We start from the raw sequence: 24,312 nt of genomic DNA on the forward strand, positions 1-24,312 counted from the left end.
GGTCCGGCTCTCCTCCCGTGCAAGGGCCCGCGTCGGCGCCCTACGACGGTTCGGGGAGCGGTACCCGCTCGCGGGGTGCGCCGGAGTGCCGGAGGTCGGCCGTCCGTAGGGCGCCGTGTTCGTGGAGTCGGCGTGCGATGACGCGGGCTGCCGCCGGGAGGTCGTCCCTGACAAGGACCGTCAGCAGGTCCGACGTGTGGACGTAGCTGCCTTTCGCGTCCCGCACGGAGGTGCTGCCGGTGGTCTCCGCCCAGCCCAGGCCGGCGTCCCCCAGTGCCGCGGAGAGTTCCGCGGCGAACGTCGTGCCGAAGCGGCTTCCGTGTCCGGCGGCGGCCAGGGTGAGGTCGAGGTACCAGGTGCGGGCGTCCGCGAGAGGGCTCCGGCCGAACCAGGCGGCCGTCACCCGGCCCTGTGGGAAGCCTCCCAGGGTCTCCACCACCCAGGCGGCCTCCGCCCGTGACGACGGCCGCGTGACGGCGCGCAGCAGTGGCCCCTCCCCCAGTCCCGCCGCGCGCAACGTGGTGGCCAGGGAGCCGAGTTGGGTGTGTCCGTCCGGCTCGGCGCAGCGGTCGAGGGCCCTGCGCGTCTCGGGGCAGCGGAGGGCCGGGTGGGCTCCGGCGGCTTCCAGGGTCGCCGTCGCGCCCCGCAGGAGCCGGGACCAGGCGGTGAAGGGGAACTCCTCCTCGGTCGCCTCGGGTGCGCGCGAGGAGTACAGGTGGGCCCCGGACTCGTCCTCCTGGTGCACGGCGCGGTGGCCGTCCGGGCGGGTGGACCAGGTGACGCCGGTGCCGCGCAGGTCCCGCTGGTCGAACCAGGCGCGTGTCTCCTCGCGGACGCGCACGGCGCCGTGCGCGGCGCCGTGCGCGGTGTCGGCAGGCGCGGTGCCGGTGGGTCCGGTGGACAGCGCCACGGCATCGGAGACCCCGGTGGGGAACGCCTCGGCGAAGGCCGCATCGGTGAACGGGGTGATCGTGTCGAGGTCGTCCTGTTCGGTGAGGAAGGCGAAGCGGAGCAGCAGGGCCGACATCGGGCCCGGGTGACGCAGCGTCGGGTCATGGAGGGCCGTCGCCCTGCAGAGCAGGTCGAGCTCGGACCAGGACATGACGTGCGGGTGGAAGTGCGCGGTGTCGTCCCAGCCCACGATCTCGGGCTCCGCCACTCCGGGGGGCACCACGGCCAGGTCGACGTACGAGAAGCCGGGCTCGAACCTGAGCTCGAGGCCCAGCTCCTGGGCCGGCAGGAAGCGGGTGCGGAACTCCTCCTCGTCCTCCTCTCCCGCCTCCTCCCGCGCATCGTCGTAGGCGCGGACCGCCGTGGCGTCGAAGGAGTACAGGGGCCAGAAGTCCGGCTGCGCCATACGGGCGGCCAGATCGTGGTCGAGGGGCATGAACGCACGCTACCGGCGGGGACCGACAGCGGCCCGCACGACCGCCTCAGGTGCCGGTGCGGACGAACTCGGCCAGGTCGGCGGCCGATTCGGGGGTGAGCCGGTAGAAGCCCTGGATGCCGATCGAGTTCTCCAGGCGGCCGTCGACCACGTGCTTGAGCCGACGGGTTCGGCCCTTGAGGTTGCGCCAGGTGAGGGTCGACAGGAGGTCGCCGGGGAGGGGCATGTCGAAACAAACCGGTGTGGCGTCGACGTGCACGGGTTCGGCGCCGCAGCCGTCAGCGCCCAGCATCCACCAGTCGTCGTGGCCGGGGTGAGCCTGGTCCTGCCAGGTGGCGGGCGGGGTGCCGCAGCAAGCGCCGCGCTCACGGTCCGTCACCCGCATCCGGGTGACGACGTGGACGACGCGCCGGTCGACGTGGAGGGCGTAGACCTCGTCGCCCGCGCGGGCACGTGACCAGGTGGGCAGGGAGGTGTGGGCGCCGCTGAAGGCGACCGGCGGCCGCTCCCCCACCTTGCCGGCCTTGCGCAGGGCTCGGCATCGTTCGTGGGCCCACTGGACCGTGAAGGCATCCGACATGCGGGTGATCGTAGGCATGGGGTCCGACAGGTCGGATGGTGCTCATGCCCTGCGACGCACACCGCGCGGCCGAACTCCGCATCATTCGCGGAATTCTGTACCTACTAGTAGGTACAGTGCTCGCGTGAACGCAGCGGAACGTCTCGTCGAAAGCACCCGCGAACTGTTGTGGGAGCGTGGGTACACCGGCACCAGCCCGAAGGGCATCCAGCAGCGGGCCGGGGTCGGCCAGGGCAGCATGTACCACCACTTCGCCGGCAAGCGGGAGTTGGCGCTGGCCGCCGTCAACCGGACGGCCGAGGAGATGCGCGCCAGGGCCGAGGAGGAGTTGTCCGGGAGCGGGGGCTCGGTGGAGCGGGTGACCGCCTACCTGCGCCGGGAACGGGATGTGCTGAAGGGGTGCCCGATCGGACGCCTCACCCAGGATCCGGAGGTCATGGCGGACCCCGCGCTGCGGGAGCCGGTCGACCGGACGCTGGCCTGGCTGCGTGAACGGCTCGCGCAGGTGCTGGCCGAGGGGTGTGAACGGGGCGAGCTGGACGCGGGGCTGGACCCGCGGGCCGTGGCGGCGGCGACGGTGGCGGTGCTGCAGGGCGGATACGTCCTGGCACGGGCCGCCGCCTCGGTCGAGCCGTTCGACCTGGCCGTCGACGGTGTGCTCGGGCTGCTCGCCGCGCACGTCCGCCCCTGACCGCCCGCGCCGGTCACCGCCCTCCCCGCCCACTCCTTCGGAAGGTCACCGCCGTGTACGCCAAGCAGTACGAGATCACCCTGCCCGCCGACTACGACATGGGGATCATCCGCGACCGCGTGACCAGGGGCGGTCATGTCCTGGACGACCGCGCCGGGTTGGGGCTGAAGGCTTATGCGATCCGTGAACGCGGCGTCGACGGCTCCCCGGCCAACCAGTACGCGCCGTTCTACCTGTGGAACGAGCCGGGGGCGATGGCGCACTTCCTGGTCGGCGGAGGCGGCTTCCAGAACATCGTGCGGGACTTCGGCCGGCCCCAGGTCCTGCACTGGACGGGCATCGCCTGCCACGCCGGACCGGCGCGCACCGCTCCGGTCCGGGCGGCGTCGCGGCGGCTGACCGCGGTGGCCGCGGACGCCGATCCGGACGGTACGGGGCTTGGCCTGTCCGCGCTGGTCGAGCGGGAGAGTGAGAAGCTGCGCCGCCTGTCCCGTCTCGACGGTGTGCACACCGCCGCGCTGGCCGTCGACCCGTACCACTGGCGGCTGCTGCGGTTCCTGCTGTGGGCGGGGACGTCCGCGGCCGACGAGGAGGCGACGGAACGCTACGAGGTGCTGCACCTGTCCGCCCCGGGGCTCGACCGTCTACCCGAAGGGCGGAACCGGTAGGGACCCGGGCGGGGCGAGGAGTCAGTCGGCGTCGTCGGCCGGCCAGCTCAGGATGCGGCCCTGGGACCAGCACCGGCCGACCGCCGTGGTCCGGGTGCCCGATCCGTCGAACAGCGCGAGGCCGAGGATGCTGTGGCCGGAGGCGGGCCGGTCGCCCAGGGTGGGGATCGTGGGGGCGACGCCGACCCCTTCCGCGGACACCCAGGCGACCGGCCGGGCCTGCGCGACGTCCCGCAGGTGGCCCAGGAAGCGCAGGCGCCGCTGGGGGCGCAGGCGGGAGAGCGCCCAGGTGGTGGTCACGACGGGGAGCGCGTCGGCGGGGACCCGCGCGAACGCCTCGGGCAGGGTGTCGAGCACGTCCCCGACCAGGAGCAGCGGGGGGTCGGCGGCGGCCAGGGCGATCTCCGCCTCGAGTGCGGCCAGCTCCTCCGGGCGGTCCGGCCACCGGCCCGCGCGCAGCCAGCGGGCCTCGGTCGCGTCGGTGACGTCCACGGGGTGCGCGTCGAGGCCGAGGCGGACGACGACCTCGGGCAGGTCTCGTTCCGGCAGGGGCCGGTCCCCCACGACCGAGGCCGTGCGGCGCACGGGCGACGAGGGGTCGCCCAGTGTCTGCCCGTTGTCGTAGGCGACGGCCGCGCGGTGGACGTCGAGGTTGAAGCCCGCGGCGCAGTCGAGGTCGATCAGTGCGATCGCGCGGGCGTCGAGGCGGTGCGCGGCCTCTGCGACGAGCGGGCGCAGCACGGTGTGGCGCCCGGTCACGTCGGCCGGTGTCCGGCGTCGCGCGGCGGTGGCCACGACCTCGTCGGCGCTGCGCAGGAGGCTGTCGACCGCTGCCGCCGCGGCGGCCTCGGCGTCCCCGGCGCGGTAGGCGGCCGCCAGGGCGGGGGCCCGGCCGGCGAGGGCGAGGTCGTGCAGGGCGGCGAGGATCAGCCGAGGGCCACGGCGGCGCGGGGGCGCCGTGCCGACGACGCGCAGGGCCTGGGGGGAGGCGCTCAGGGCGAGGGCGACGTGCGCGGACAGCGGCGAGGCCTTGGCCACGTCGGACTCGCCGAAGCGGCGGTAGGTGTCGGCGAGGGTCCGGGTTCCGCCCGGGGACGCGGGCCTGCTGCCTGGCATCCGGCCAGTCTAGGAGGAGCCTGCCCGCGGTTTCGTCGGGTCGCCGGAACCCGCCCCAAGCATTCGAACGTATACTCGATTACGTGACCGAGTCCGATGCCGAGCCCTCACGGCTCGCCCTTCTGCGCTTCCTGGAGAGGGTGCAGCTGCGCGACCTCGAGCGCACCCGGGGGTGGATCGCGCAGGAGGAGCATCGCGCCGCCGTGGCCCGGCGGCGAGCGGAGCGCGACGGGCCGCCGGAGGCGGAATGGCTGGTCGAGCACGGGCTCGGCGGCCGCTCCCCCGTCTACGTCCACGTCGGCGGGTGCTGGAGCGGCGGCCGGCGCAGCCGGGGCGTCGCGCGCGAGCAGGCGCTGCGCGCCCTGGCCGAGGGGGTGCAGCCGTGTCCGCAGTGCCGGCCGGACACGGAGCTCGGTCTGCTGGAGTGACGATCGGTCGCCCGGCGGTTTACCGCCCGGCCGACCGGGGCCGCCGCGCGGGAAACAGGCCCGCCCCCGGGCCCGGGAGAGCGGGCGTTCGGGGGCGGGTCCGCGGTGCGGCGACATGCGGGCTGTGGGACGCCGCACCAGGTCGGTGGCCGGGCTGTCAGGCTCCGGGCACAATGCCGGTCCGGGCGACCTGGGAGTACCAGCGGGCGCTGGCCTTGGGGATGCGCCTGCCGGTCGGGTAGTCGACGTAGACGGCGCCGAACCGCTTGCTGTAGCCGTAACCCCACTCGAAGTTGTCCAGCAGCGACCACAGGAAGTAGCCCCGCACGTCCGTGCCGTCCTGGACGGCACGGTGGACGGCGGCCAGGTGGTCACGGACGTACGCGATGCGCGCGGGGTCCTTGACCTCGCCGTTGGGGTCGGCGTAGTCGTCGAAGGCGGCGCCGTTCTCCGTGATGATCAGCGGAAGCTCGGGGAAGTCCGAGCCGAGGCGGCGCAGCAGCTCGTACATGCCGGAGGCGTCGATCGCCCAGCCCATGGCGGTGGTGTCGCCGGGCGGCTGGTGGAACGCCACCTCCTCGGCGGCCGGCCACGGGCTGTGGGCGCTGCGGCCGTGGCCGTCGGAGTTGTGGGTGCCGCTGCCGTCGGCGCGGGAGACCAGGGTCGGCGAGTAGTAGTTCACACCGAGGAAGTCCAGCGGCTGGTGGATCTCGGCCAGGTCGCCGTCGTGGACGAAGGACCAGTCGGTGAGCTGGGCGGTGTCCTTGAGGAGGTCGTCCGGGTAGGCGCCTTCCAGCATCGGGCCGGTGAACACGCGGTTGGCCAGCGCGTCGATGCGGCGGGCGGAGTCGACGTCGGCGGCGTCCTGGGTGAGGGGGCGCACGTGGTGGATGTTGAGCGTGACCGAGCACTGCGCGTCGGCGGGGATCCGGCTGCGCAGCGCCTGCACCGCCAGACCGTGGCCGAGGTTGAGGTGGTGGGCGGCGCGCAGGGCGTCGACCGGGTCGGTGCGGCCCGGGGCGTGCACGCCGGAGCCGTAGCCGAGGAAGGCGCTGCACCAGGGCTCGTTGAGGGTGGTCCAGGTCTTCACCCGGTCGCCCAGGGCGTCCGCGGCCAGGGCCGCGTACTCGGCGAACCGCTCGGCGGTGGCGCGCTCCGGCCAGCCGCCCGCGTCCTCGAGCTCCTGCGGCAGGTCCCAGTGGTAGAGGGTCGCCACCGGCTGGATGCCCTTCTCCAGCAGCTCGTCGACCAGGCGCCGGTAGAAGTCGAGACCCTTCTGCACGGCGGGGCCCCGCCCGGTGGGCTGGATCCGCGGCCAGGCGAGGGAGAACCGGTAGGCGCCGATGCCGAGCTCGGACATCAGCGCGACGTCCTCACGCCAGCGGTGGTAGTGGTCGGTCGCGATGTCTCCGGTGTCGCCGTTGCGGACCTTGCCCGGGGTACGGGAGTAGGTGTCCCAGATGGACGGCGTGCGGCCGTCCTCGGCGGCCGCGCCCTCGATCTGGTACGAGGCGGTCGCGGATCCCCAGAGGAAGCCCTCGGGGAAAGTGAGGTCGGCGCCGGGGGTGGAGGCGGCCTGATCAGCGGTGACCATGTGTTTCCTTTTCACGTTCGAAGGAAGAGGGGGGAGGGGTCCTGCGGCGGTTCAGCCCTTGACGGCGCCCGCCATGACGCCGCTGACGATCTGTCGGCCGAAGACGATGAACATCACCAGCAGGGGCAGGGTGCCCAGCAGCGCGCCCGCCATGATGAGGGACTGGTCGCGGATGTAGCCCGCGCTGAGCTGGGTGAGCGCGACGGGGACCGTGGGGTTGGTCATGTCGAGCACGACGAACGGCCAGAAGAAGTCGTTCCAGGCGTGCACGAAGGTGATCATGAACAGGACCGCCATCGCGGGCCGCGCGACGGGGAGCACGATGCTCCAGAAGATGCGCAGCGAGTGGGCGCCGTCGATGCGGCCGGCCTCGACGAGTTCGTCGGGCAGCGCCTCCGAGAGGTACTGGCGCATGAAGAACACGCCGACCGCGCTCACCAGCGTCGGGAAGATGACGGCGGGCAGCTGCTGCGACCAGCCCAGCTCGGCCATCATCATGAACAGCGGCACGACGCCCAGCTGCGGCGGAACCATCATGGTGCCGATGACCAGCATCAGCAGGATGTTGCGTCCCTTGAAGCGCAGTTTGGCGAAGGCGAAGCCGGCCAGCGTCGCGAACATCACCGTGGACAGCGCGATGACGCCGGCCACGATCAGGCTGTTGAGCATGGCCTTGCCCATCGCCGCCTCGTCCCAGGCGCGGGCCAGGTTGCTGAAGAGGTTGGGGCCGGGCAGGAACGGCGGCGGGGTCTCGCTGACGCGGGTGTTGTCGGTGGACGCCGCCACCATCGTCCAGTACAGCGGGAAGATCGACAGCAGCGCCGTGATCCCGAGCAGGATGTAGGCGAGCGGGCCCGCGTGGTGCTGGCGGCCGGCGCGCTGGCGCAGGGCGAAGCGGCCGGGGCGGCCGGTGGGGCGCTTCACCGGGGTGGTGGTCCCGGCCGGTGCGTTCGTCCGGACCGAGAGGCTTTCTGTGGTCATGGAGTCTCCTGGTCAGGACGTGCGGGAGCGCAGGCGCTTGATCAGTGCCTGGGCCGCGAAGACGATGATGAGGAGCAGGAACATCGCCCAGGCGACGGTCGCGGAGCGGCCCATCTGGTAGTTCTTCCAGCCCTCCTCGTAGAGGAGGAGTCCCAGCGTCTGGTACTGGTTGTCCGCGCCGCCGGTGATGCCGTTGGGGCCCTGGCCGAAGATCAGCGGCTCGCCGAAGAGCTGGGTCGCGCCGATGGTGGACAGCACGATGGTGAAGACCACCGTGGAGCGGATCCCCGGCACCGTGACGTGGATGAACTGCTGCCAGCGGGAGGCGCCGTCGATGCCGGCGGCCTCGTAGCGCTCGACGGGGATGGCCTGCATGGCGGCCAGGTAGAGCAGCGCGTTGTAGCCGGTCCAGCGCCAGATGACGATCGTGGAGATCGCGAACTGGGCGGGCCACTTGTCGGACTCCCAGTTCACCGGGTCGATGCCGACCGAGCCGAGCGCCCAGTTGATCATACCGAAGTCGCGCTCGAAGAGCATGGTGAACACCAGGGCGGCGGCGCCGACCGAGGTGGCGTACGGCACGAGCGAGGCGACGCGGAAGAACAGCGAGCCGCGCATCTTGAAGTTGAGCAGGTGCGCGAGGCCGAGCGCCATCAGCAGCTGCGGCACCGTGGAGAGGATGCCGATGGTGATGGTGTTGCCCAGCGCGTTCCAGAACCGCGAGTCGCTCCACAGCGCCACGTAGTTGTCGAACGCCACCCACTCCATGATGTCCAGAGTGGCCAGCTCCACCCGGTGCAGGGAGATCCAGGAGGTGTACACGAGCGGGTAGAAGCTGAACGCCGCGAACACGACGAAGAACGGCGCGACGAACGCGTAGGGCGCGCCCTTGACGTCCAGCCGGTGCAGCAGGGCGCCGCGACGGCGCCGGCCGTCGGAGCCGGGCTTCGGGGCAGGACCTTCGCGTCCCTCGCCGGTCTGGGCCTTGGTGGTGGAGGTGGCCACCGGACTTCCTTCCTGAGAGCAGATGTACGAGCCGGGCTCCGGGCCCGCCGGCTTGTGGCCGGCGGGCCCGGGGCGGCCGGGAGGAGCGTCGGTCAGCCGACCGCCTTCTCGATGCGCTCCGAGGTGGTCTCCCACGCCTTGGCACGCGCGGTCCCCTGCTCCACCAGTGTCAGGCCCTGGGAGAAGGTGTCCTTGATGGTGCCGTCCTTACGGCCCAGGACCTGCTTGTCCGGGATCTCCTGGGCGGCCTGGCCGAAGATCTGGCCGATCGGGGCGTTGCTGAAGTACTCGGAGGTGCTGTTCTTGACGGCCGGGTCCTCGAGGGCGACCTGGGAGGACGGCACGCTGCCCTGCTTCTTGAAGATGTGGGCCTGCTGCTCCGGCGCGGTCAGCCAGGCGACGAGCTTCTTGGCCTCCTCCTTCACCGGGCTCTGCTCGACCACGCCGAGGAAGGAGCCGCCCCAGTTGGCGCCCTTGGGGGCCTTGGCGACGTCCCACTTGCCCTTGTTCTTGTCACCAGCCTTCTCGCCGATGTGGCCGAGCATCCAGGCCGGGCACACGGTGGTGGCGAAGGTGCCGTTGGACAGACCCGGGTCCCAGCCCGGCTGGAACTGGCGCAGCTTGGCGGACAGGCCGGCCTCGGCGGCGTCGGCCGCGAGGTCCCACGCCTCCTTGATGACCGGGTTGTCCTTGTAGATCAGGTCGCCCTGCTCGTTGTAGAACTGCTCCGAGTGGCCGTAGATCATGGCGTTGAACAGGCCGCTGGAGGCGTCCATGTAGGCGACCTTGCCGCCCTTGAAGTTCTTCTTGAAGTCCTTGCCGACCTCGACGAACTTCTTCCAGTCGCCTTCCCACAGCTTGGCGACCTCTTCGCGGTCGGTGGGCAGACCGGCGGCCTCGAAGTGGTCCTTGCGGTAACAGACGGCCATCGGGCCGATGTCGGTGCCCAGGCCGAGGACCTTGCCGTCCTTGGTGGTGATCTGGGCCTGCTTCCAGGGCAGGAAGTGGTCGGTGTTCGCCATGCCCTTGAAGTCCGCGAACTTCGTGGCCTGGGTGTCGACGACCTCCTTGGCGCGGCCGATCTCGATGCCCTGGATGTCCTTGAGGCCCTTGCCCGCGGCGAGCTTGGTCTGCAGGGCGGTGTAGTAGGTCTGCTCGTCGCCGGCCACCTCGGCCCGGATGTCGACGTTCGGGTTCTCCTTCTCGTACTGCTCGAGGAGGCCGGTCTCCTTGAAGCCCATCACCCCGTACATGCCCATGGTGATGATGACCTTGCCGTCCTTCTTGCCGCCGCCGGTGACGGACTCCTCGCTGTCGCTGCAGCCGGCGAGGAGCGAGATGGCGCTGACCGCGGCGACGAGCGCGATCGCCCTCGTCCGTGCGGACCTGTGAACAGTGGTCATGTTTCTTTCCTCCAAGCGACGGCGCTGACGCACCGGAGTTACGAGTCCTGTAAGAACCACGGCAAGTGGGACGATCCAGGGGGAACGTGCCGATTCACCGGGTGGGAACGTTCCCAACGCGGGGTGGGAACGTTCCCACCAACGAATGGAACACTCGTACCAACCGGGGGCACATGTCAATAACGTGAAACCAACTTGTTTCCGGAACCCGTCGTGCCGTTCACACGAGCGTGTGTCACCCGGGGCCGGGACGGGCTCGGCGTCTGCCACAATTGCGGCGATCATGTCCGTGGCCCTCGCCGCGGCCACCGAGGGAGAACCGCATGTCAGAGGGCCGTCCGCCCACGATCAAGACCGTCGCCGCCCGAGCCGGAGTGGGGCGGACGACGGTCTCCCGCGTCCTCAACGGTTCGGAACTGGTCAGCGCCGACGCGCGGGAGAGGGTGCTGCGAGCGATCAAGGAGCTCAACTACGTCCCGAACTCCGTCGCCCGAGGCCTGGTGACCAGCCGGACCGAGGCGGTGGCCCTGGTGATCCCCGAGTCGGAGAGCCGGCTGGGGTCCGAACCGTTCTTCGCGGCGTTGATCCGCGGCGTCAGCGGAGTGCTGACCGAGACCCGGACCCAACTGCAACTGGTCCTGGTCCGGGACCAGTTGGAGCGCGACCAGCTGACCGCGTCGATCGCCACGCGACGCGTGGACGGTGTACTGCTGGTCTCGGTGCGGGCCCAGGAGCGGGTGGCGGCCATGATGGAGGAGATGGGCCTGCCCACCGTCCTGGCCGGCCGTCGCGGGGAGGACGAGCGGCTGAGCCACGTCACCTCGGACAACATCGGGGGCGCGACCGCGGCGGTCGAACACCTGCTGCGCGGCGGCCGCGACCGCGTCGCGACGATCACCGGAGACCTCGACATGGACGTGGGCCGCTCCCGGCTCGCCGGCTGGCGCCGCGCCCACGAGCTGGCAGGACGCCGGGCCGACGAGTCACTGGTGGAGCCCGGGGACTTCTCGGAGGAGGGCGGCCGCCGGGCGATGCGTTCGCTTCTTGAACGCGCACCGGATCTCGACGCCGTCTTCGCCGCGTCCGACCTGATGGCCGTGGGTGCGCTGGCCGAGTTGCGGGACCAGGGCCGCCGGGTGCCGCAGGACGTCGCGGTGGTGGGGTTCGAGGACTCCGTCCTCGCCCGGCACACCAATCCGCCGCTGTCGACGGTGCGTCAGCCGGTGGAGGAGGTGGGCCGGATGATGGCCCGTATCCTGCTGGCCGAGATCGCCGACGCCGGCGCGCGGCGGCAGCAGGTGACGCTGCCGACCGAGCTGGTGGTGCGCGAGTCCTCCTGAGCACGGTCGACCCGCCGCGCGGTGAGCCCGCCGCGGCCCGCGGTTCGGTGGCAGGGGTCAGTGGCGGGATTCCTTGGCGGGTGGTCAGTGGTGGGGGCCGTGCCGTCCGAGGGTCCGGACCGGGGTCGCGCCGGGGCGGGTCCACTGCGGCACGGGACGGCTGGTCGGCCCCCAGGTGGCGCTGCCCTGCGCGTCCGTCCGCCAGTACCAGCACGGCTCGTCGCCCTCGGGCCAGCCCTCGGGCTTTTCCTCCCATGCCTCGCCGCGGCCGTAGGAAGTCATGTCCAGCAGCCCCATCGAGCTGTTGGCGCGCTCGGTGCCGCGGCCGGTCGTGGAGTACGTGAGGAAGGTGCGGTCCCCGTCCCTGAGGTAGGAGGCGAGGTAGCCCATGCTCCCGCCGACCGGCTCGTCCACGTCGTGCACCGAGTACCAGGGCTGGGTGTAGCCCATGAACTCGACGAACGCGGCCACCTCGTCCCACCGGCCCGTGGTCACCACGGCGAACGAGACGCCGCGGGCGTTGAGGTAGACGGCGTCCTTCAGGTGCCAGGCCGTCGTGGTGCAGCCCTCGCACTGCCCCTGGGGCGGTGCGCCGTGGTACCACATGTGCTTGTACAGCACGAGCTCCTCGCGCCCCTGGAACAGGTCCAGGAACGGGACCGGGCCGTCGGGTCCGACGACCTCGACCGCCCCGTCGAACTCCACCATCGGCAGCCGGCGGCGGGCTGCGGCGATGGCGTCGCCCTCATGCGTATGGGCCTTCTCGCGCCGCAGCAGCTCGTCGCGGGTCGCCTGCCAGGTGGCCATGTCGACGACGGGCGGGCGGCCGGGGAGCTGGACGGGCGGGCCTTCGGGCGGGCTCGTCATGGCGTCGTCCTCCGTGGTGTGTTCGTCTCGTCGGGTCCCCGGGTGACGGTCCACAGCGGGCGGCGGCCGACCCGGGCATCAGTACAGACTCCGGTCCGGGACGGAACTCGTCGCCACTCCGCGGGCTCCTCCCCCACGACCGGAACGGGTGAATCGACCACGTACAGCACGCGCTGTACGCTGGGCCGCATGGCGAAGTCCGTGACCATCCGCGTCCCCGACGAGGTCCACGCCCGGCTGCAGGAGCGGGCGGCCCGTGAGGGCAGCACCGTGACCGCGATCCTGACGGAGGCCGCCCTGCGCGATCCCCGCCTGTCCGATCCGGCCTCGCTCGGCCGGGCTGCGGCATGGGTGCGGCAGCACGCCGAGGAGTTCGCGGAGGCGTTCCCCGACGAGGAGCCGGCCCCCGTGCCGCGGGGCGCCGAGGCCGACGCCGCCTGATGGAACTGCTGATCGACCTGGCGTGGCTCCTGGAGCGCCAGGCACTGCTCATGCCGCGCGAGCTGGACGTCGCCGACTACTCGGCGCTGGCCGCCGCCGTGCAGCGCCATCGGGTCAACACGCCCCGGATCGGCTACGAGCCGGACAACGCCTGGCGTGCCGCGGCCCTGCTGGTGACCATCGCCCGCGAGGAGCCGCTGCCGGCGCGCAACGCGTTCTTCGCCGCGCTGACCGCGGTGGAGTACATGGCGCAGGCCGGCGAGGCGGTGGACGCGCCCCGGGGGGCGCTGCCGGAGCTGGTGGCCCAGGTGAGGACGTACAAGGCCGACGTGTACGCCGCCGCGGAGCGGCTGCGGGCCTGGCGGGCCTAGACCGTCTCGTGCGGGGAGGCACCCTGGCCCCCGCTCACTCCGCGGGGACCTCCGGTGCCGTCGGCGGCCCGGTGGGGGTCGGCGTGGGCGGCGTGAAGAGAACGGCACGGGCCACGGACGGGGCGAACAGGCTGGTGAACGGTGCGCACAGGCCGAGGACGGAGCGGAAGGCAGGCCCCACCACGGGGTCGGCGGGGTAGCGCTCCAGCACGCGCTGCAGATACAGGCCGGCGACGCGGTCGGCCGGCCCGGTCTGCACGGCGCTGCCCACCGCGCCCGGCATCGACCGGTCGGAGCCGGCCGAGATGTCCCATGCCTGCTTGGACGCCGCGAGGAGCGCCTTCTGCACGCGTCGCGTCGTGGAGGGCCGGCGTCGGTCGGCCAATGCGTCGCGCAGGACGACCGCGCTCATCGCGGCGACGGACATGCCCTGTCCGTAGATCGGGTTGAACGTGCACAGCGCGTCGCCGGTGGCGAGGAATCCGGCCGGGCGGCGGCCGGGAAGGTCGTAGCGGCGGCGGACGTTCGCAGTCCGCCGGAACGAGAACGCGGGCGTCAGGGGTTCGGCCTCGTCCAGCCACCGGTGCAGAAGCGGATGCGGCAGCCTCTTCCTGATGTACGTCACGAACTCTTCGCCGTCCGTGGGCGGTTCGTCACCGCGGAGTCCCGAGGCGACGACCAGGTGGGTGCCGTCCTCCAGGGGCAGCGCACCGCCGGCGTACACCTGGGCGGGACTGGGGTAGACGTAGTAGCCGCGGGTTTCGCCGTCCAGTACACCCTCCGGGCCACGGTAGACGCGGGAGGAGTACGCCAGGCCCGTCTCGATGGTCTCCTCACGGGCGGGATCGGCTCCGATGGCCGTCAGCCATCGCGGAGCCTTCGTTCCCGCGCCGGAGGCGTCGACGACCAGATCGGCCTCGAGAACTTCTTCGTTTCCCCCGGCGCCACCGGAACGGTTCCGGAGCAGGACGCCCCGCACCCGCCGGGCGTCACCGTGAAGGCCGACGACCTCGGTCTTCTCCACCACGCTGATCGACGCACTGGCGAGGACCCGCCGCCGTACGAGTTCCTCGAGCTGCCCACGGGAACCGGTGTAGATGTGCGTCGTCGCGGGGAGCCTCCTGAACCAGTGCCCGTCCTGCTGTTGCACCAGGTCCGACGGCATGCCCACACGCGGTGCGCCGACCGCCCGCAGTTCCGCCACGAAGCCGGGAAGCAGCGACTCCAGCGCCAGTTGCCCGCCCTCCAGCAGAACGTGTGGATGCCGGGCCTGCGGCACCCCGGGCCGCGGCCCGCCGTCGCTCGGGAGCCGGTCGCGCTCGACGACGGTCACCCGGTCGGCCTGACCGGCGAGGACGTGCGCGGCGAGCAGCCCCGCCAGACTCCCGCCCACCACGACCGCGTGCCGCGTGCCGCGATCGTTGCCCGTATCCGAACGACCCGTCCTCCGTGCGGATTCCACTGATGTGTCTCCCCTGCCGCTCTGTTCGTCGGAGAAATCAGTATTCCGCTCGGCGGAGCGGATGGGGACGCTTTCGGACATTGCCCCTCCCGTGCCTCCTCCCGCGCTCCTCGGGTGCACGTTCGGCCGCGACGAGCGCGGGTGAGGAGCAGGTGACTCAGGCTCCCGTGCACCGCACTTCGGGCTCGGAGGCGCCGACCGATGTGATCTCCGAAGTCGCCGAGCGCGTGATGTCATGTCCGCCGGGAGCCGACACGCGTGAGGTCATGGGGGTACGAGTGGCAGGCATAAACCTTGAGGCGCTCGAGGACGTGCCGTGGGAGCGGCTGGAATCGGCGCTCGCCCACCGTCCGCCCCAGGAGATGCGGCGAGAGCTGCGTCGCCTGGCGCTCAAAGGTGGAGCGGCGACCGAGGAGGACTGCTATCCCCTGTTCGACTGCTTCGCTTTCGGCACCGGGCGCGTGGCCTCCGTCCAGACAGCCGCGCTGCCGTTCGTCGTCGCCCTCGCCGGCGATCCGGACATGACGGGCGTCCGGGCCACGCTGGCCGAGCTGTTGGCATGCGCGTCCGAAGCGGCGGCCGAGGCCGATCCGGATCTGGTGGATGCGGGGTGGTACGGAGCATGGCGGGCCCAGCGCCCCGGGGTCCTGGCGCTGCTCTCGGACCCCCTTCCCGAGGTGCGGAGGGAGGCTCTTCCTCTTGCGGAGGACGTGGGCGTGCTGCTGGAGCGGTGGCACGCCGAGACGGATCCGACGGTGCGGCTACCCCTGCTGCTCACGCTGGGGTCCGCCGCGGCCGATGCCGTCGAGGACGGGTTGGTGGACCGGGTTCGGGCGGTGGTGGCCGAGGCTCTGCGGACAGACAGCCCCGTGATGCGGGTCGCGGCCGTGCACGCCTGGGCCAGGTTCGAGCCCGGGACGGCGGTCCGTGAACTGGACGCGCTGGTGGAGGTCCTGTCCGATGTGGCGGTGCGTCCGCAGTTCGAGGAGATCTGGTACGTGCCGGGCGTCGAAGGCGGCGCCTTCACCCGTGAGGCCGTTCTTTCGTGGACGGCCTCCCTCTTCGACGGCGTGCCGTCGACGGCGCTCGCCTTCGTCGTCCGGCTCATCGGAGCGGCGCGCCGGAACGGGGACGCTCTGCTGTGCCGGGCCGCGCTGGACGAGGGGTGGCGGCTTCTGGTGGTCCGGCCTTCCGTGGCGTCCGTGCTGTTGCCGCTCGCGGGTGCGCTGCTCGCCGAGCCGGACGACGGTGTGCGGTACCGGGCGGCCCATCTGATGGCCGTGCTGGGTTCGCGGGCGGCTCCGTACGCCGATCAGTTGGCCGCCCTCCTCGATGACGCCGGCGAGGCCGAGTTCCTCGAAGGCACCGTCGGCGACCACGCGCGCTGGGCGCTGACCCGTATCGGCGACGGGCGCGCCCTGCCGGGGCTGGTCGAGCGGCTGTACGCGCCGTACAAGGCCCAGTACTCGCGCGCGTACGTCATGGGCGACCCCCGTCTGCCGGAGGTCGAGGAGGTCCTGATGCCACTGCGGGCGCACGCGGAGACCTTGCTGCCGGCCGTGCGCAAGATCCTCCGGGAGGACGCCAGAGGCGGCCCGTTGACCTGCGGGTTTCTGAAAGTCCTCAAGGCGTGGGGGCCGGCCGCGTTGCCCGCGCTGCCGGAAGTGGTGACGCTGCTGGACGACGCCCGGTACTCGCTGCACGCAGTCGATGCGCTGGTGGCGATGGGACCGGCCGCGGCGTCGGCCGAGCCCGCCGTACGAGGATGCACCGTCCTCGACTCTCCCGGAAACCTTCGCAGGGTGGCGTGGGCCGTCTGGCGTCTGGGCGGTGACCGGGACGCGGCACTGCGCCTCATCGGTGAGGCGGTGCGGACCGGGGAAGCACCGCTGTACGGCCCCGTCGGCCTCCTCGGTGATTTCGGGCCGGCGGCCGCGGGCTACGCAGGCCGGGTGCGGCAGGTGATGGAGCACGGTGACGGTTGGCCCCGGCTGCAGGCGGCGGTCGCGCTGTGGTCGATCACCGGCGAGACCGAACCGAGCGCGTCCGTCCTGGAGGAACATCTCCATCCCGTCGCCGACGACGGCGCAGCGTACGGCCACTTCCGCGAGGCGCTGCGCGCCCTCGCCCGGTTCGGCACGGTCTCTGCGGCGGCGCGGACAACTCTGCGTAGGGTGCGGGACACCGATCGGCGGCTGTCGCACCGCCGGGACTACCGGGCGTTCCTCCAGGACGAGGAGACCCGGGCGGCGATCGACGAGGTCCTCCACCTGCCGTGACGACCGACGGCGCGGATCACCGCGTGTCCCTCGGTGTCCAGCCCAGCGTCATGTCGGGCAGGTTCTCCATGTTGCGGGATCCGTCGTCGGTGTCGAGGAGGGTGAAACCGTGCGACGCGTAGAAGGCGCGGGCGTCGGTGTTCTGCTGGAAGACGTGCAGGCGCACCCCGTCGGGGCTGTGCCGCCTGATCTCGTCGAGCAGCAGCGTGCCGATGCCGAGGCGCCGCATGTCGGGGCGCAGATAGAGGTGTTCGAGCATGCTGCCGTCGAGGGCCGCGTAGCCGGCGATCTCCGCGTCGCGCACCGCGACCCAGGTGCGGTGTCGCCGGAGCAGGACGTCCCGGGCCCATCGGGTCACCTGCTCGTGATCGCGCTTCTGCGGGGGCAGATAGGGCATGGTCGCCGACCGGGAGGTCATGTGGATGCGCGCGATCGTCGCCGCGTCCGCCTGTTCCGCCCGTCGGATCCGGGTCCTGCCGTCGTCGCTCACGCCGAGAACCTACCCGGCCCCGGGCGACGGGCACCAGGGCGACGGGTCAGTCCTCGTCGTCCCGCAGCTTCGCCGCCACGCGTTCGAGCACGCGGAGGTCCTCGGGGGTGAGGCGGTCGACGAAGTGGCGGCGAACCGAGGCGAGATGGGCGGGGGCCGCCGCTTCGAGGGTCTCCATCCCCTGGTCGGTCAGCACCAGGAAGCAGCCCCGACCGTCCGCGGGATCGGGTTCGCGCCGCAGCAGGCCGCGGGCCTCCATGCGGGTGGCGTGGCGGGAGAGCCGGCTGCGTGACCAGCGCATCTTGGCGGCCTGGTCCCGCAGGGTGCTGGTGCGTCCGGGCAGCTCGGACAAGGTGCTGAGCACCTCGTAGTCGGGCTCGGACAGACCGACGTCGGCCAGGTCGCGCGCGGTGGCCGCCTGCACGGCGAGCACCATGCGCCGGTAGGACCTCCACGCCCGTTCCTCGTCGTGATTCAGCCAGTTGACGGCTTCCGGCGACTCGTTCGTTGACATGGAATCAATTTACACCTAGCTTTCATTTCCATGACAACGAAAACGATGCGTGTCCTGGTCCTCGTCTGCAGCACCCGTCCCGGCGCGCTGGGACCCGCGGTCGGTTCGTGGCTGGCCGAGGCGGTCGGCGCACGCGCCGCCGAACTCGGCGTCGAGCTGGTTCCCGTGTCCCTCGCCGACCTCGCCCTGCCGTTCCTGGACGAGGAACGGGAACCTTCCTCGGGCGTGTACGCCCACGAGCACACCCGCCGCTGGAGCGCTCTGGTGGACTCCGCCGACGGGTTCCTGGTGGTCACTCCGGAGTACAACTACGGGATGCCCGCCGCCTTCAAGAACGCGCTCGACTACCTGACCCGGGAGTGGGCGTGGAAGCCGATGGGCTTCGTCAGCTACGGCCACACCTCCGCGGGCACACGGGCCGTGCAGCACGCCAAGCAGGTGGTGACCACCCTGCGTCTGGTACCGCTCGGTTCCACGGTCGCGATACGCATCCACGACGCCGTCGAGGACGGGCGGGTCCGTCCCGCTCCCGCGCTCGCGGGGGCGGCGGTGGGCGTCCTGGACGAGCTGGTCCGGGTCTCGCACGCGCTGCGGCCGCTGCGGGAGAGGGCGCGCCCCGGCGTGCAGGCCGGTCCCCTGCCGGGGTCCTACCTGCGGCGGCTGACCCCCGAGGACGCCGGCGAGGTGACGGTGCTGCAGCGCTGCTGCTGGGTGGACGAGGCCCTCGCCAACGACAGCCTGGCCGTTCCGGCGCTGGACGAATCGCCGGAGCAGGTGGGCGAGTGGCTGGGGACCTGGCAGGCCACCGGGCTGTGGCGGGACGGCCGACTGCTCGGCATGGTCCGGGCCCGGCGCACCGGCGGGGAGTGGCACGTGGGGCGGCTCGCCGTCGTACCGGACCTGCGCGGTCAGGGGCTCGGCCGGTGGCTGCTGCGCGTCGGGGAGGGGCAGGCCGAACCGGGGTGCGACACCCTGGTTCTCCACACGGGCGCCCGCAGCGAGGGCAACATCCGCCTCTACCGCGGCGAGGGGTACCAGGTGGTGCCGGGTCCGGACGAGGACACCGTCCGTCTGGTCAAGGAGGCGACCGGGCGGGTCTCGCGGGAGGAGGCCCTGGTGTCGGCCCCTGCCTCCGGTGCCCGGTCATGAGCATGATTGGAGAGTACGCGCGCCTGTCCCCCGGGGAACTCGAGCGGGCGGTGAGGGAGCCGAAATGGGCGATGGGGCTCGTCGACACGCCTGTCGCACAGGAGCCGGACGCCGGGCCCGGATCGCGCCGCCACGACGTCGACAAGACCTGGCAGGCGCTCGGGTTCCTGCTCGACCGGGTGAGCTTCCCGGTCGACGTCGTCCTCGGTGACGAGGTGCTTCCCGGGGCAGAGGACTGGGGCTACGGACCGCCGCGGCTGATCCGGCCCGAGCGGGTCCGCGTCGCGGCCGAGGCGTTCGACCGGATCCCGCCCGCCTCCCTCGCCGACGGTGTGGGCCCGGCGGATCTCGCCGCCGCGGACATCTATCCGCACGTCGTCTGGGAGCGCGGCGAGTCGCTGGACTGGGTGACCGGTCATTACGCGGCGCTGGGCGAGTTCTTCCGGGCGGCGGCGCGTGCGGGGGACGCGGTGCTCGTCTGGATCGACTGACGGCCCGGGATTCCGAGTTCGGGCGGCTCGACCGGACGGTGGCCGGGTGCTCCGTCGGTGGCAGGGGGTACTCCCGTCGGCGCAGGGGCGGTCGCCTGGTGGTGCCGCGTCTCGTGGGCTGGGGCAGAGTGCTGCGGGGGACTCGTGCGAGGAGCCTCTTGATGACGAGAAAGAACAGTTGTGTCGCGTCCGCGCCGCTGGCCCGGCTGGCCGTGGGCCTGGCGGTGCTCGTCTCCGCCCTGCCGACGGCGGCGACCGCCGCCGCGGAGGAGGTCGCGCCGCCGGCCGGCCGGGACCCTGCCGTGGTCTCCGACTGGATGCGCACCGCCGCCGACACGATCGCCGTCGAGGTGGACGGCACCCCGCCGGACCGGGCGTTCTGGGAGGCGTACGCGGCGACGGCCGTCCACAACGCCGTGACGGGGATCGAGGGCCGGTACGCCTCGTACCGCTGGCGGGAACGCGGACCGCGCCACGCCTCCTCCGCGGCGGCCGCCGCCGCGGCGGCCCACCGTCTGCTCACCCGCTACTTCCCGGCCTCGGCGGCCGGCCTGGACACCGCTCTGGCGGCCACGCTGGCGAAGATCCCCGACGGCCGGGCGGAGCGCGAGGGCGTCGCCTTCGGCCGGCGCGCGGCGGACCACGTCGTCGGCCTGAGGGCGAACGACGGCCGGGGCGCTCCGGTGTCCTTCGACCGGCCGCCGGCCCCGGGTGTCTGGCGTCCCACCCCGCCGGCGTTCGCCCCCTTCTCGAACGCCTGGCTCGGCCGGATGCGCCCGCTGCTCCTCCGCTCCCCCGACATGTTCCGCCCCGGCCCGCCGCCCGCGCTGGGCTCCGCCCGGTACGTGCGGGACCTCGTCGAGGTAAGGGAGTTCGGGGCGAAGGACAGCACGCGGCGCACCCCGGCGCAGACCGACACCGCGCGGTTCTTCACCGAGCTGGACCTCCCCGGCGCCCTGGGGGACCACGCGGCCCGTCACCGGCTGGACATCGCCGCCACCGCCAGGCTGTACGCCGCGGTGCACACCGTCCAGGCCGACGCGATCGTCGCCGCCTGGGACGCCAAGCTGCGGTACGGCAACTGGCGCCCCGTCACCGCCATCCACCGCGCGGACGAGGACGGCAGTCCCGCGACGTCGCCGGACCCCGGCTGGGAGCCGCTGCTCATGACCCCCGCCCATCCGGACTACCTGAGCGGTCACGCGACCACCGCGGGTGCGCTGACCGGCGCCATGACCAAGCTGCTGGGCACCGACCGGATCGACCTCACCGTCCACTCCACGCGTGGCGGCACGACGCGGCACTACGAGCACGCGGGAGCGTACGACCGTGACGCGATCGACGCCCGGGTGTTCGCGGGCATCCACACCCGCACCGCCGACGTCGTCGGCAACCGCGTCGGTCACCGGATCGCCGACTGGGCCCTCGACCGGTACTTCCGCCCGCTGCGCGGCCACTGAGCAGCTGCCCGGCCGGTCCCGGGGCTCATCGAGGAGGACCCGGGGGGCTCGAGGTACGCCGCCTCGGTCACGGCCCGCGCCGCGATCCCGGTGTGAGTGCAGGCCGCAACTCGTCGTCCGGGGGCGCTCGCCCCCACGGTGCGCGTTCGCGCGGGCTCCGGGCGCCCCCGGTTCAGCCGGTGTGCAGGACGCGGAAGCGTGCCGGGTGTGCCGGATCCCGGTCGACGACCTGGACCGGCGGGTGGGCCCACTGCCGGACGCCGGTTCCCGGGGTGCGGGTGAACCGGATCTCGCCGCGGGAGCCCTCAACCGCGACCCGCGGCCAGGAGGCGGCGATCGCCGCGGGGTCGGCGCCGTGGGACCGCAGGAGGTGGGCGAGGACGAGGCCGGTGTCGTACCCCTCGAAGGCGACGAAGGACGGTTCGGTGTCCAGCCGCGACCGCAGGGCCTGTTGGACCCTGGTGCCGAGCGGGCCGAGGCGTTCGGGCAGGTAGCGCAGAAACGGGACGCCGACGCCGTCGTCCCCGAGCAGCCGCGCCCATGAGGCGAACTCCGGCTGTCCCGCCGGGGCGCCGATCAGCAGGCCGGTGAGGCGCCGGTCGCCGCGTACGGCCTTGACGACGGACACCGCGGGTTCCGGGTGGCCGAGCAGGAGCAGCAGGGCCGTCGACCGGTCCGCGGCGAGTGCGTCGCAGACCTCCGCGGGCGTCAGGGCGGGCAGGTCGAGCGCGGTGAAGGCCCCGCCGCGCGCGGTGAGGTGGTCGTCGAGGATGCGGGTGCCGGCCGTCCAGTACGCGCTCGGTTCCCTCACCACGGTGATCCGGCTGTGGCCCGCGGCGAGGAGGAAGTCCGCGTAGGTCCGCCAGCCGTGGGACTGGGGCGGGGCGAGGCGGGCGACATGGTCGGTGCTCCGGTCGGTGAGCGCGTCGAGCACCGCGGAGGAGCAGAGGAAGGGCAGGCCCAGGGCGTCGGCCCTGGCGGCGACGGCGCGGGCGACGACGCTGTGGTACTCCCCCGCCAGCGCGGCGACGCCCAGACCCACCAGTTCGTCGACGGCCGCCACGGCACGCGCCGGATCGGCGGCGGTGTCCCGGACCACCAGCTCCAGCGGCCTTCCATGGACGCCGCCGTCCGCGTCGACGTCCTCCAGGGCCAGTTCCAGCCCGGCGAGCAGGTGTCGGCCGGCCTCCGTCCAGCCGGGGCGGGACAGCGGGGCGAGGGCCCCGATCAGGAAGGGAGCGGGGCGCGGTCGCGTCTTCTCCATGTGCCGGCCTCTCCCTTGCGAAGTCGCTGTCGAAGGCGTGCCGATGGCCGCCGGACCCGTCGATTCAAGATCGTCCAGTGAGGAAGGCTAGCCGTCCCGCGAGGGCGGGTCCTCGCTTTCCGCCGAGTTCGTGGGACTCCCCCTGTCCGATGAGCGCGACGCCGGGACAGTAGTCTCGGCCCGCAACACGACGCGAGGAGCGGCGCATGGCGCGGGTTGCGGTGACGGGCGGGGGCATCAGCGGGCTGGGGACCGCCTTGATGCTGGGAAGAAGGGGGCACTCGGTCGTCCTCTTCGAGCGGGATCCGCGGCTCGCCGCGGAGGACCTGGACGAGGACTTCTTCCGCTGGCCTCGTCCTCGCGTCCCGCAGGCGGTCCAGCCGCACTCGCTGCTGGCGCCGGTCCGCACCGTCCTGCGCGCCGAGGCGCCCGACGTCCACGCCGACCTGCTGCGTCGCGGTGCGCGGGAGTACCACGACTTCGACTGGTTCCCCGAGCGTCCCCCGTACCGGGCGGGCGACGAGGACCTGGTGACGCTGCGCACGCGCCGGATCGTCCTGGAGGCGGCGCTGACCGCCGCCGTGCGCCGGGAGCCGTCCGTCGAGGTGCGGCGAGGGGAGGCGGTGAGCGGACTGGTCGTGCGGGACGGCCGTCCCCCGCGGGTCACCGGGGTCCGGACGGGGGCGCGGTCGCACCGGGTGGACCTGGTCGTCGACGCCTCGGGACGCCGCTCGCAGGTGCCCGCCTGGCTCACCGCGGCCGGCTGCCGTCCGCCGGTGGTCGACAGTCACCGCACGGGCATCGCCTACCTGTGCCGCTGGTACCGCACGCGGCCCGGTGGTCCGCGTGACCCCGGGAGGGTGAGGACCGGCTCCACGGGGCCGTTCGCTCTGGCGGGGGTGTTCCCCTCCGACAACGACACCTTCGCGCTGCACCTCGTGCTGTCCACGGGCGACCCGACCCGCGCCGCACTCCTCGATCCGGAGGTGTTCGAGGCCGCCGCCCGTGCCTTCCCCGCCACCGCCGCGTGGCTGGATCTGGGACCCGAGCCGCTGTCCCCCGTGCTCGCGATGGCGGGCTTGGACAACCGCTGGTGCGCCCTCGCCGACGAGGAGGGTCCGGTGGTCGAAGGGCTGGTGAACGTGGGCGACAGCCTGGTGCACACCAACCCGACCCTGGGGCACGGTGTCGCCCTGGGCCTGCTCGCCGGGCAGCGGCTCGCCCGGCACGCCGAGGAGGTCGCCGCCGATGCCGCCGGCCATCACCGCTGGACGACGCGGGCGCTGCGACCGTGGTTCGACGCCCAGGTGACGGCCGACCACGTGGGCGGGCTCCGTCTCGCACGGGGCGAGTCGTCCGGCGACGTGCGTGCGGCGGCGCAGGCGGCCTGTGCGTTCGACGATCCCGTCGTCATGCGGGCGAGGGCGCAGGTGCGTCATCTGCTGCGCACGGCCGACGACGCCTACGGCTGCGAGGAGGTGCGCGAGCACGTGACCGCCTGGCTGGCCGACCGCCCCGGCTTCACGCCCGGGTACGAAGGCCCGAGCCGCGCGCGGTGGGAGGCGCTCCTCGCGACACCGGTCGCCGGGTGAGGCCCGCACCGGCCGTCGCAGGAAGCAGCGGCGTGGACGCGGACGGCCGTGGCGACGATGATGCGTGCGTGGAGATCACAGCCGCCACACCGACGACAGCACCGCCGGCCATCGCCGTCCCCAGGACCACCGGGCCGACGGCAAGCGCCATCACGAACCCCGCGCGGACGACCGCCGCTCCGACGGACCCCGCGCCGACGGATTCTGTGCCGACGGACCCCGATGCCGTCGCCGACGCCGTCGCGGAGGTGCACACGGCCAGTTGGCGCACCGCCTACGCGGCCCTCTTCCCGGCGGACTACCTGCGGGGCCCGCTCCTGGCCGAGCGTCGAGATCTCTGGCGGGCCCGGCTGCGGACGCCCGTCCAGGGGGCGGCGCTGTTCCTGGCCCATGAGGGAGAGGAACTGCTCGGCTTCGTCTACCTCGAACCCCGGGCGGACGGGCGGGTCCTGATCGACAACCTGCACGCCCGTCCGGGGCACACGGGCCGCGGAATCGGCGGCCGGCTCCTGCGGCACGCCCTCGCCCACGTCCGGGACGTCCACCCCGGCCGGGACGCCTACCTGGAGGTGCTGCAGGGCAACACCCGTGCCGTGGCGTTCTACGAACGGTGCGGCGGGCGGCGGACCGCGTCCCGGGTGTGCAGGTTCCCGCAGGGCTTCGAGCTCCCCGAGTTCGAGTACACCTGGTTCCCCGGCGCGGGGGACGGCCGCTGACACGCCGCCGGGGCGCCCGGGAG

General features: G+C 72.8%; 24 protein-coding genes. 12 read left to right on the top strand and 12 right to left on the bottom strand.

Annotated features, from left to right (window positions below):
* Positions 1-40: 40 nt before the first annotated feature.
* Together ACFRAV_RS04525 and ACFRAV_RS04530 are read right to left on the bottom strand one after the other, a co-directional pair.
* Positions 41-1,387, bottom strand: coding sequence for a hypothetical protein (locus tag ACFRAV_RS04525; RefSeq protein ID WP_382551578.1), 1,347 nt, complete (start codon positions 1,385-1,387; stop codon positions 41-43).
* Positions 1,388-1,433: 46 nt separating this feature from the next.
* Positions 1,434-1,967, bottom strand: a complete 534-nt coding sequence (locus ACFRAV_RS04530; protein WP_382551580.1) for a hypothetical protein — start codon at positions 1,965-1,967, stop codon at positions 1,434-1,436.
* 124 nt (positions 1,968-2,091) lie between these two features.
* On the opposite strand from ACFRAV_RS04530, the gene ACFRAV_RS04535 reads away from it, so the two are divergent.
* Positions 2,092-2,658, top strand: a complete 567-nt coding sequence (locus tag ACFRAV_RS04535) for a TetR/AcrR family transcriptional regulator (RefSeq protein WP_382551581.1) — start codon at positions 2,092-2,094, stop codon at positions 2,656-2,658.
* A 53-nt stretch (positions 2,659-2,711) separates the two neighbouring features.
* Positions 2,712-3,326 carry a DUF4865 family protein gene (locus ACFRAV_RS04540; protein WP_382551583.1) on the top strand — a complete coding sequence of 205 codons (615 nt, stop codon included), beginning with the start codon at positions 2,712-2,714 and terminating at the stop codon, positions 3,324-3,326.
* A 21-nt stretch (positions 3,327-3,347) separates the two neighbouring features.
* Here the strand turns inward: ACFRAV_RS04540 and ACFRAV_RS04545 are convergent, their stop codons facing one another.
* Positions 3,348-4,442 (bottom strand): DUF2332 domain-containing protein, encoded by a 1,095-nt coding sequence (locus ACFRAV_RS04545; RefSeq protein ID WP_382551584.1) that lies wholly within the window; start codon positions 4,440-4,442, stop codon positions 3,348-3,350.
* An 83-nt stretch (positions 4,443-4,525) separates the two neighbouring features.
* Between ACFRAV_RS04545 and ACFRAV_RS04550 the strand changes: the two genes are divergently transcribed.
* Entirely contained in the window at positions 4,526-4,870 is a 345-nt protein-coding gene (locus tag ACFRAV_RS04550; protein ID WP_382551586.1) for a DUF6233 domain-containing protein, read from the top strand.
* A gap of 157 nt (positions 4,871-5,027) precedes the next feature.
* On the opposite strand, the gene ACFRAV_RS04555 is transcribed toward ACFRAV_RS04550, so the two are convergent.
* The 4 genes from ACFRAV_RS04555 to ACFRAV_RS04570 form a co-directional block, all read right to left on the bottom strand.
* Complete coding sequence (locus ACFRAV_RS04555; protein ID WP_382551588.1) at positions 5,028-6,464, bottom strand: GH1 family beta-glucosidase; 1,437 nt, start codon at positions 6,462-6,464, stop codon at positions 5,028-5,030.
* 51 nt (positions 6,465-6,515) lie between these two features.
* Positions 6,516-7,445 (bottom strand): carbohydrate ABC transporter permease, encoded by a 930-nt coding sequence (locus ACFRAV_RS04560; RefSeq protein ID WP_382551590.1) that lies wholly within the window; start codon positions 7,443-7,445, stop codon positions 6,516-6,518.
* A gap of 12 nt (positions 7,446-7,457) precedes the next feature.
* Complete coding sequence (locus ACFRAV_RS04565) at positions 7,458-8,450, bottom strand: carbohydrate ABC transporter permease (protein ID WP_382551592.1); 993 nt, start codon at positions 8,448-8,450, stop codon at positions 7,458-7,460.
* Positions 8,451-8,542: 92 nt separating this feature from the next.
* A complete protein-coding gene (locus ACFRAV_RS04570; RefSeq protein ID WP_382551593.1) occupies positions 8,543-9,853 on the bottom strand; it encodes an ABC transporter substrate-binding protein in 1,311 nt (436 codons plus the stop codon).
* A gap of 323 nt (positions 9,854-10,176) precedes the next feature.
* Here ACFRAV_RS04570 and ACFRAV_RS04575 point away from each other — a divergent pair, with 323 nt between their 5' ends.
* Complete coding sequence (locus ACFRAV_RS04575) at positions 10,177-11,193, top strand: LacI family DNA-binding transcriptional regulator (RefSeq protein ID WP_382551595.1); 1,017 nt, start codon at positions 10,177-10,179, stop codon at positions 11,191-11,193.
* An 84-nt stretch (positions 11,194-11,277) separates the two neighbouring features.
* Here the strand turns inward: ACFRAV_RS04575 and ACFRAV_RS04580 are convergent, their stop codons facing one another.
* Positions 11,278-12,060 carry a DUF899 family protein gene (locus ACFRAV_RS04580; RefSeq protein ID WP_382551598.1) on the bottom strand — a complete coding sequence of 261 codons (783 nt, stop codon included), beginning with the start codon at positions 12,058-12,060 and terminating at the stop codon, positions 11,278-11,280.
* A gap of 189 nt (positions 12,061-12,249) precedes the next feature.
* Between ACFRAV_RS04580 and ACFRAV_RS04585 the strand changes: the two genes are divergently transcribed.
* Entirely contained in the window at positions 12,250-12,501 is a 252-nt protein-coding gene (locus ACFRAV_RS04585; RefSeq protein WP_382551599.1) for a ribbon-helix-helix protein, CopG family, read from the top strand.
* On the top strand, positions 12,501-12,872 hold the full coding sequence (locus tag ACFRAV_RS04590) for a toxin Doc (protein ID WP_351115311.1): 372 nt from the start codon (positions 12,501-12,503) through the stop codon (positions 12,870-12,872). Before ACFRAV_RS04585 ends, ACFRAV_RS04590 begins: the two co-directional genes overlap by 1 nt.
* Before the next feature lie 34 nt (positions 12,873-12,906).
* Here ACFRAV_RS04590 and ACFRAV_RS04595 read toward each other — a convergent pair whose 3' ends face one another.
* The gene (locus tag ACFRAV_RS04595; protein ID WP_382551601.1) at positions 12,907-14,265 is read right to left on the bottom strand and encodes an FAD-dependent oxidoreductase; all 1,359 of its coding nucleotides are present in this window, start codon (positions 14,263-14,265) and stop codon (positions 12,907-12,909) included.
* Positions 14,266-14,612: 347 nt separating this feature from the next.
* Here ACFRAV_RS04595 and ACFRAV_RS04600 point away from each other — a divergent pair, with 347 nt between their 5' ends.
* Positions 14,613-16,613, top strand: a complete 2,001-nt coding sequence (locus ACFRAV_RS04600; RefSeq protein WP_382551603.1) for a hypothetical protein — start codon at positions 14,613-14,615, stop codon at positions 16,611-16,613.
* A 16-nt stretch (positions 16,614-16,629) separates the two neighbouring features.
* On the opposite strand, the gene ACFRAV_RS04605 is transcribed toward ACFRAV_RS04600, so the two are convergent.
* Both ACFRAV_RS04605 and ACFRAV_RS04610 read right to left on the bottom strand, forming a co-directional pair.
* Positions 16,630-17,103, bottom strand: coding sequence for a GNAT family N-acetyltransferase (locus ACFRAV_RS04605; RefSeq protein ID WP_382551605.1), 474 nt, complete (start codon positions 17,101-17,103; stop codon positions 16,630-16,632).
* Positions 17,104-17,149: 46 nt separating this feature from the next.
* Positions 17,150-17,617: a MarR family winged helix-turn-helix transcriptional regulator gene (locus ACFRAV_RS04610; RefSeq protein ID WP_382551606.1), complete on the bottom strand. Its 468-nt coding sequence runs from the start codon at positions 17,615-17,617 to the stop codon at positions 17,150-17,152.
* 30 nt (positions 17,618-17,647) lie between these two features.
* Here ACFRAV_RS04610 and ACFRAV_RS04615 point away from each other — a divergent pair, with 30 nt between their 5' ends.
* The 3 genes from ACFRAV_RS04615 (at position 17,648) to ACFRAV_RS04625 (ending at position 20,717) form a co-directional block, all read left to right on the top strand.
* Positions 17,648-18,766: a GNAT family N-acetyltransferase gene (locus ACFRAV_RS04615; RefSeq protein ID WP_382551608.1), complete on the top strand. Its 1,119-nt coding sequence runs from the start codon at positions 17,648-17,650 to the stop codon at positions 18,764-18,766.
* A complete protein-coding gene (locus ACFRAV_RS04620; RefSeq protein ID WP_382551609.1) occupies positions 18,763-19,257 on the top strand; it encodes a YfbM family protein in 495 nt (164 codons plus the stop codon). The genes ACFRAV_RS04615 and ACFRAV_RS04620 overlap by 4 nt, the downstream gene beginning before the upstream one ends.
* Positions 19,258-19,418: 161 nt before the next feature.
* A complete protein-coding gene (locus ACFRAV_RS04625; protein ID WP_382551610.1) occupies positions 19,419-20,717 on the top strand; it encodes a vanadium-dependent haloperoxidase in 1,299 nt (432 codons plus the stop codon).
* Positions 20,718-20,889: 172 nt separating this feature from the next.
* On the opposite strand, the gene ACFRAV_RS04630 is transcribed toward ACFRAV_RS04625, so the two are convergent.
* On the bottom strand, positions 20,890-21,981 hold the full coding sequence (locus ACFRAV_RS04630) for an ABC transporter substrate-binding protein (RefSeq protein WP_382551611.1): 1,092 nt from the start codon (positions 21,979-21,981) through the stop codon (positions 20,890-20,892).
* A 206-nt stretch (positions 21,982-22,187) separates the two neighbouring features.
* On the opposite strand from ACFRAV_RS04630, the gene ACFRAV_RS04635 reads away from it, so the two are divergent.
* Entirely contained in the window at positions 22,188-23,573 is a 1,386-nt protein-coding gene (locus ACFRAV_RS04635; protein ID WP_382551613.1) for an FAD-dependent oxidoreductase, read from the top strand.
* A gap of 206 nt (positions 23,574-23,779) precedes the next feature.
* Positions 23,780-24,289, top strand: coding sequence for a GNAT family N-acetyltransferase (locus ACFRAV_RS04640; RefSeq protein WP_382551614.1), 510 nt, complete (start codon positions 23,780-23,782; stop codon positions 24,287-24,289).
* Positions 24,290-24,312: the final 23 nt, after the last annotated feature.

This window comes from Streptomyces sp. NPDC056600 (assembly GCF_042792855.1).
Taxonomy (GTDB): Bacteria; Actinomycetota; Actinomycetes; order Streptomycetales; family Streptomycetaceae; genus Streptomyces.

What these genes read in the sequence shown, in the direction of transcription:
- ACFRAV_RS04590 (WP_351115311.1), top strand. Translation starts at nt 12,501, where the DNA reads ATGGAACTGCTGATCGACCTGGCGTGGCTCCTGGAGCGCCAGGCACTG.
- ACFRAV_RS04545 (WP_382551584.1), bottom strand. Translation starts at nt 4,442, where the DNA reads ATGCCAGGCAGCAGGCCCGCGTCCCCGGGCGGAACCCGGACCCTCGCC.
- ACFRAV_RS04610 (WP_382551606.1), bottom strand. Translation starts at nt 17,617, where the DNA reads ATGTCAACGAACGAGTCGCCGGAAGCCGTCAACTGGCTGAATCACGAC.
- ACFRAV_RS04580 (WP_382551598.1), bottom strand. Translation starts at nt 12,060, where the DNA reads ATGACGAGCCCGCCCGAAGGCCCGCCCGTCCAGCTCCCCGGCCGCCCG.
- ACFRAV_RS04530 (WP_382551580.1), bottom strand. Translation starts at nt 1,967, where the DNA reads ATGTCGGATGCCTTCACGGTCCAGTGGGCCCACGAACGATGCCGAGCC.
- ACFRAV_RS04575 (WP_382551595.1), top strand. Translation starts at nt 10,177, where the DNA reads ATGTCAGAGGGCCGTCCGCCCACGATCAAGACCGTCGCCGCCCGAGCC.
- ACFRAV_RS04620 (WP_382551609.1), top strand. Translation starts at nt 18,763, where the DNA reads ATGAGCATGATTGGAGAGTACGCGCGCCTGTCCCCCGGGGAACTCGAG.
- ACFRAV_RS04630 (WP_382551611.1), bottom strand. Translation starts at nt 21,981, where the DNA reads ATGGAGAAGACGCGACCGCGCCCCGCTCCCTTCCTGATCGGGGCCCTC.
- ACFRAV_RS04625 (WP_382551610.1), top strand. Translation starts at nt 19,419, where the DNA reads ATGACGAGAAAGAACAGTTGTGTCGCGTCCGCGCCGCTGGCCCGGCTG.
- ACFRAV_RS04560 (WP_382551590.1), bottom strand. Translation starts at nt 7,445, where the DNA reads ATGACCACAGAAAGCCTCTCGGTCCGGACGAACGCACCGGCCGGGACC.
- ACFRAV_RS04525 (WP_382551578.1), bottom strand. Translation starts at nt 1,387, where the DNA reads ATGCCCCTCGACCACGATCTGGCCGCCCGTATGGCGCAGCCGGACTTC.
- ACFRAV_RS04570 (WP_382551593.1), bottom strand. Translation starts at nt 9,853, where the DNA reads ATGACCACTGTTCACAGGTCCGCACGGACGAGGGCGATCGCGCTCGTC.
- ACFRAV_RS04555 (WP_382551588.1), bottom strand. Translation starts at nt 6,464, where the DNA reads ATGGTCACCGCTGATCAGGCCGCCTCCACCCCCGGCGCCGACCTCACT.
- ACFRAV_RS04615 (WP_382551608.1), top strand. Translation starts at nt 17,648, where the DNA reads ATGACAACGAAAACGATGCGTGTCCTGGTCCTCGTCTGCAGCACCCGT.
- ACFRAV_RS04585 (WP_382551599.1), top strand. Translation starts at nt 12,250, where the DNA reads ATGGCGAAGTCCGTGACCATCCGCGTCCCCGACGAGGTCCACGCCCGG.
- ACFRAV_RS04635 (WP_382551613.1), top strand. Translation starts at nt 22,188, where the DNA reads ATGGCGCGGGTTGCGGTGACGGGCGGGGGCATCAGCGGGCTGGGGACC.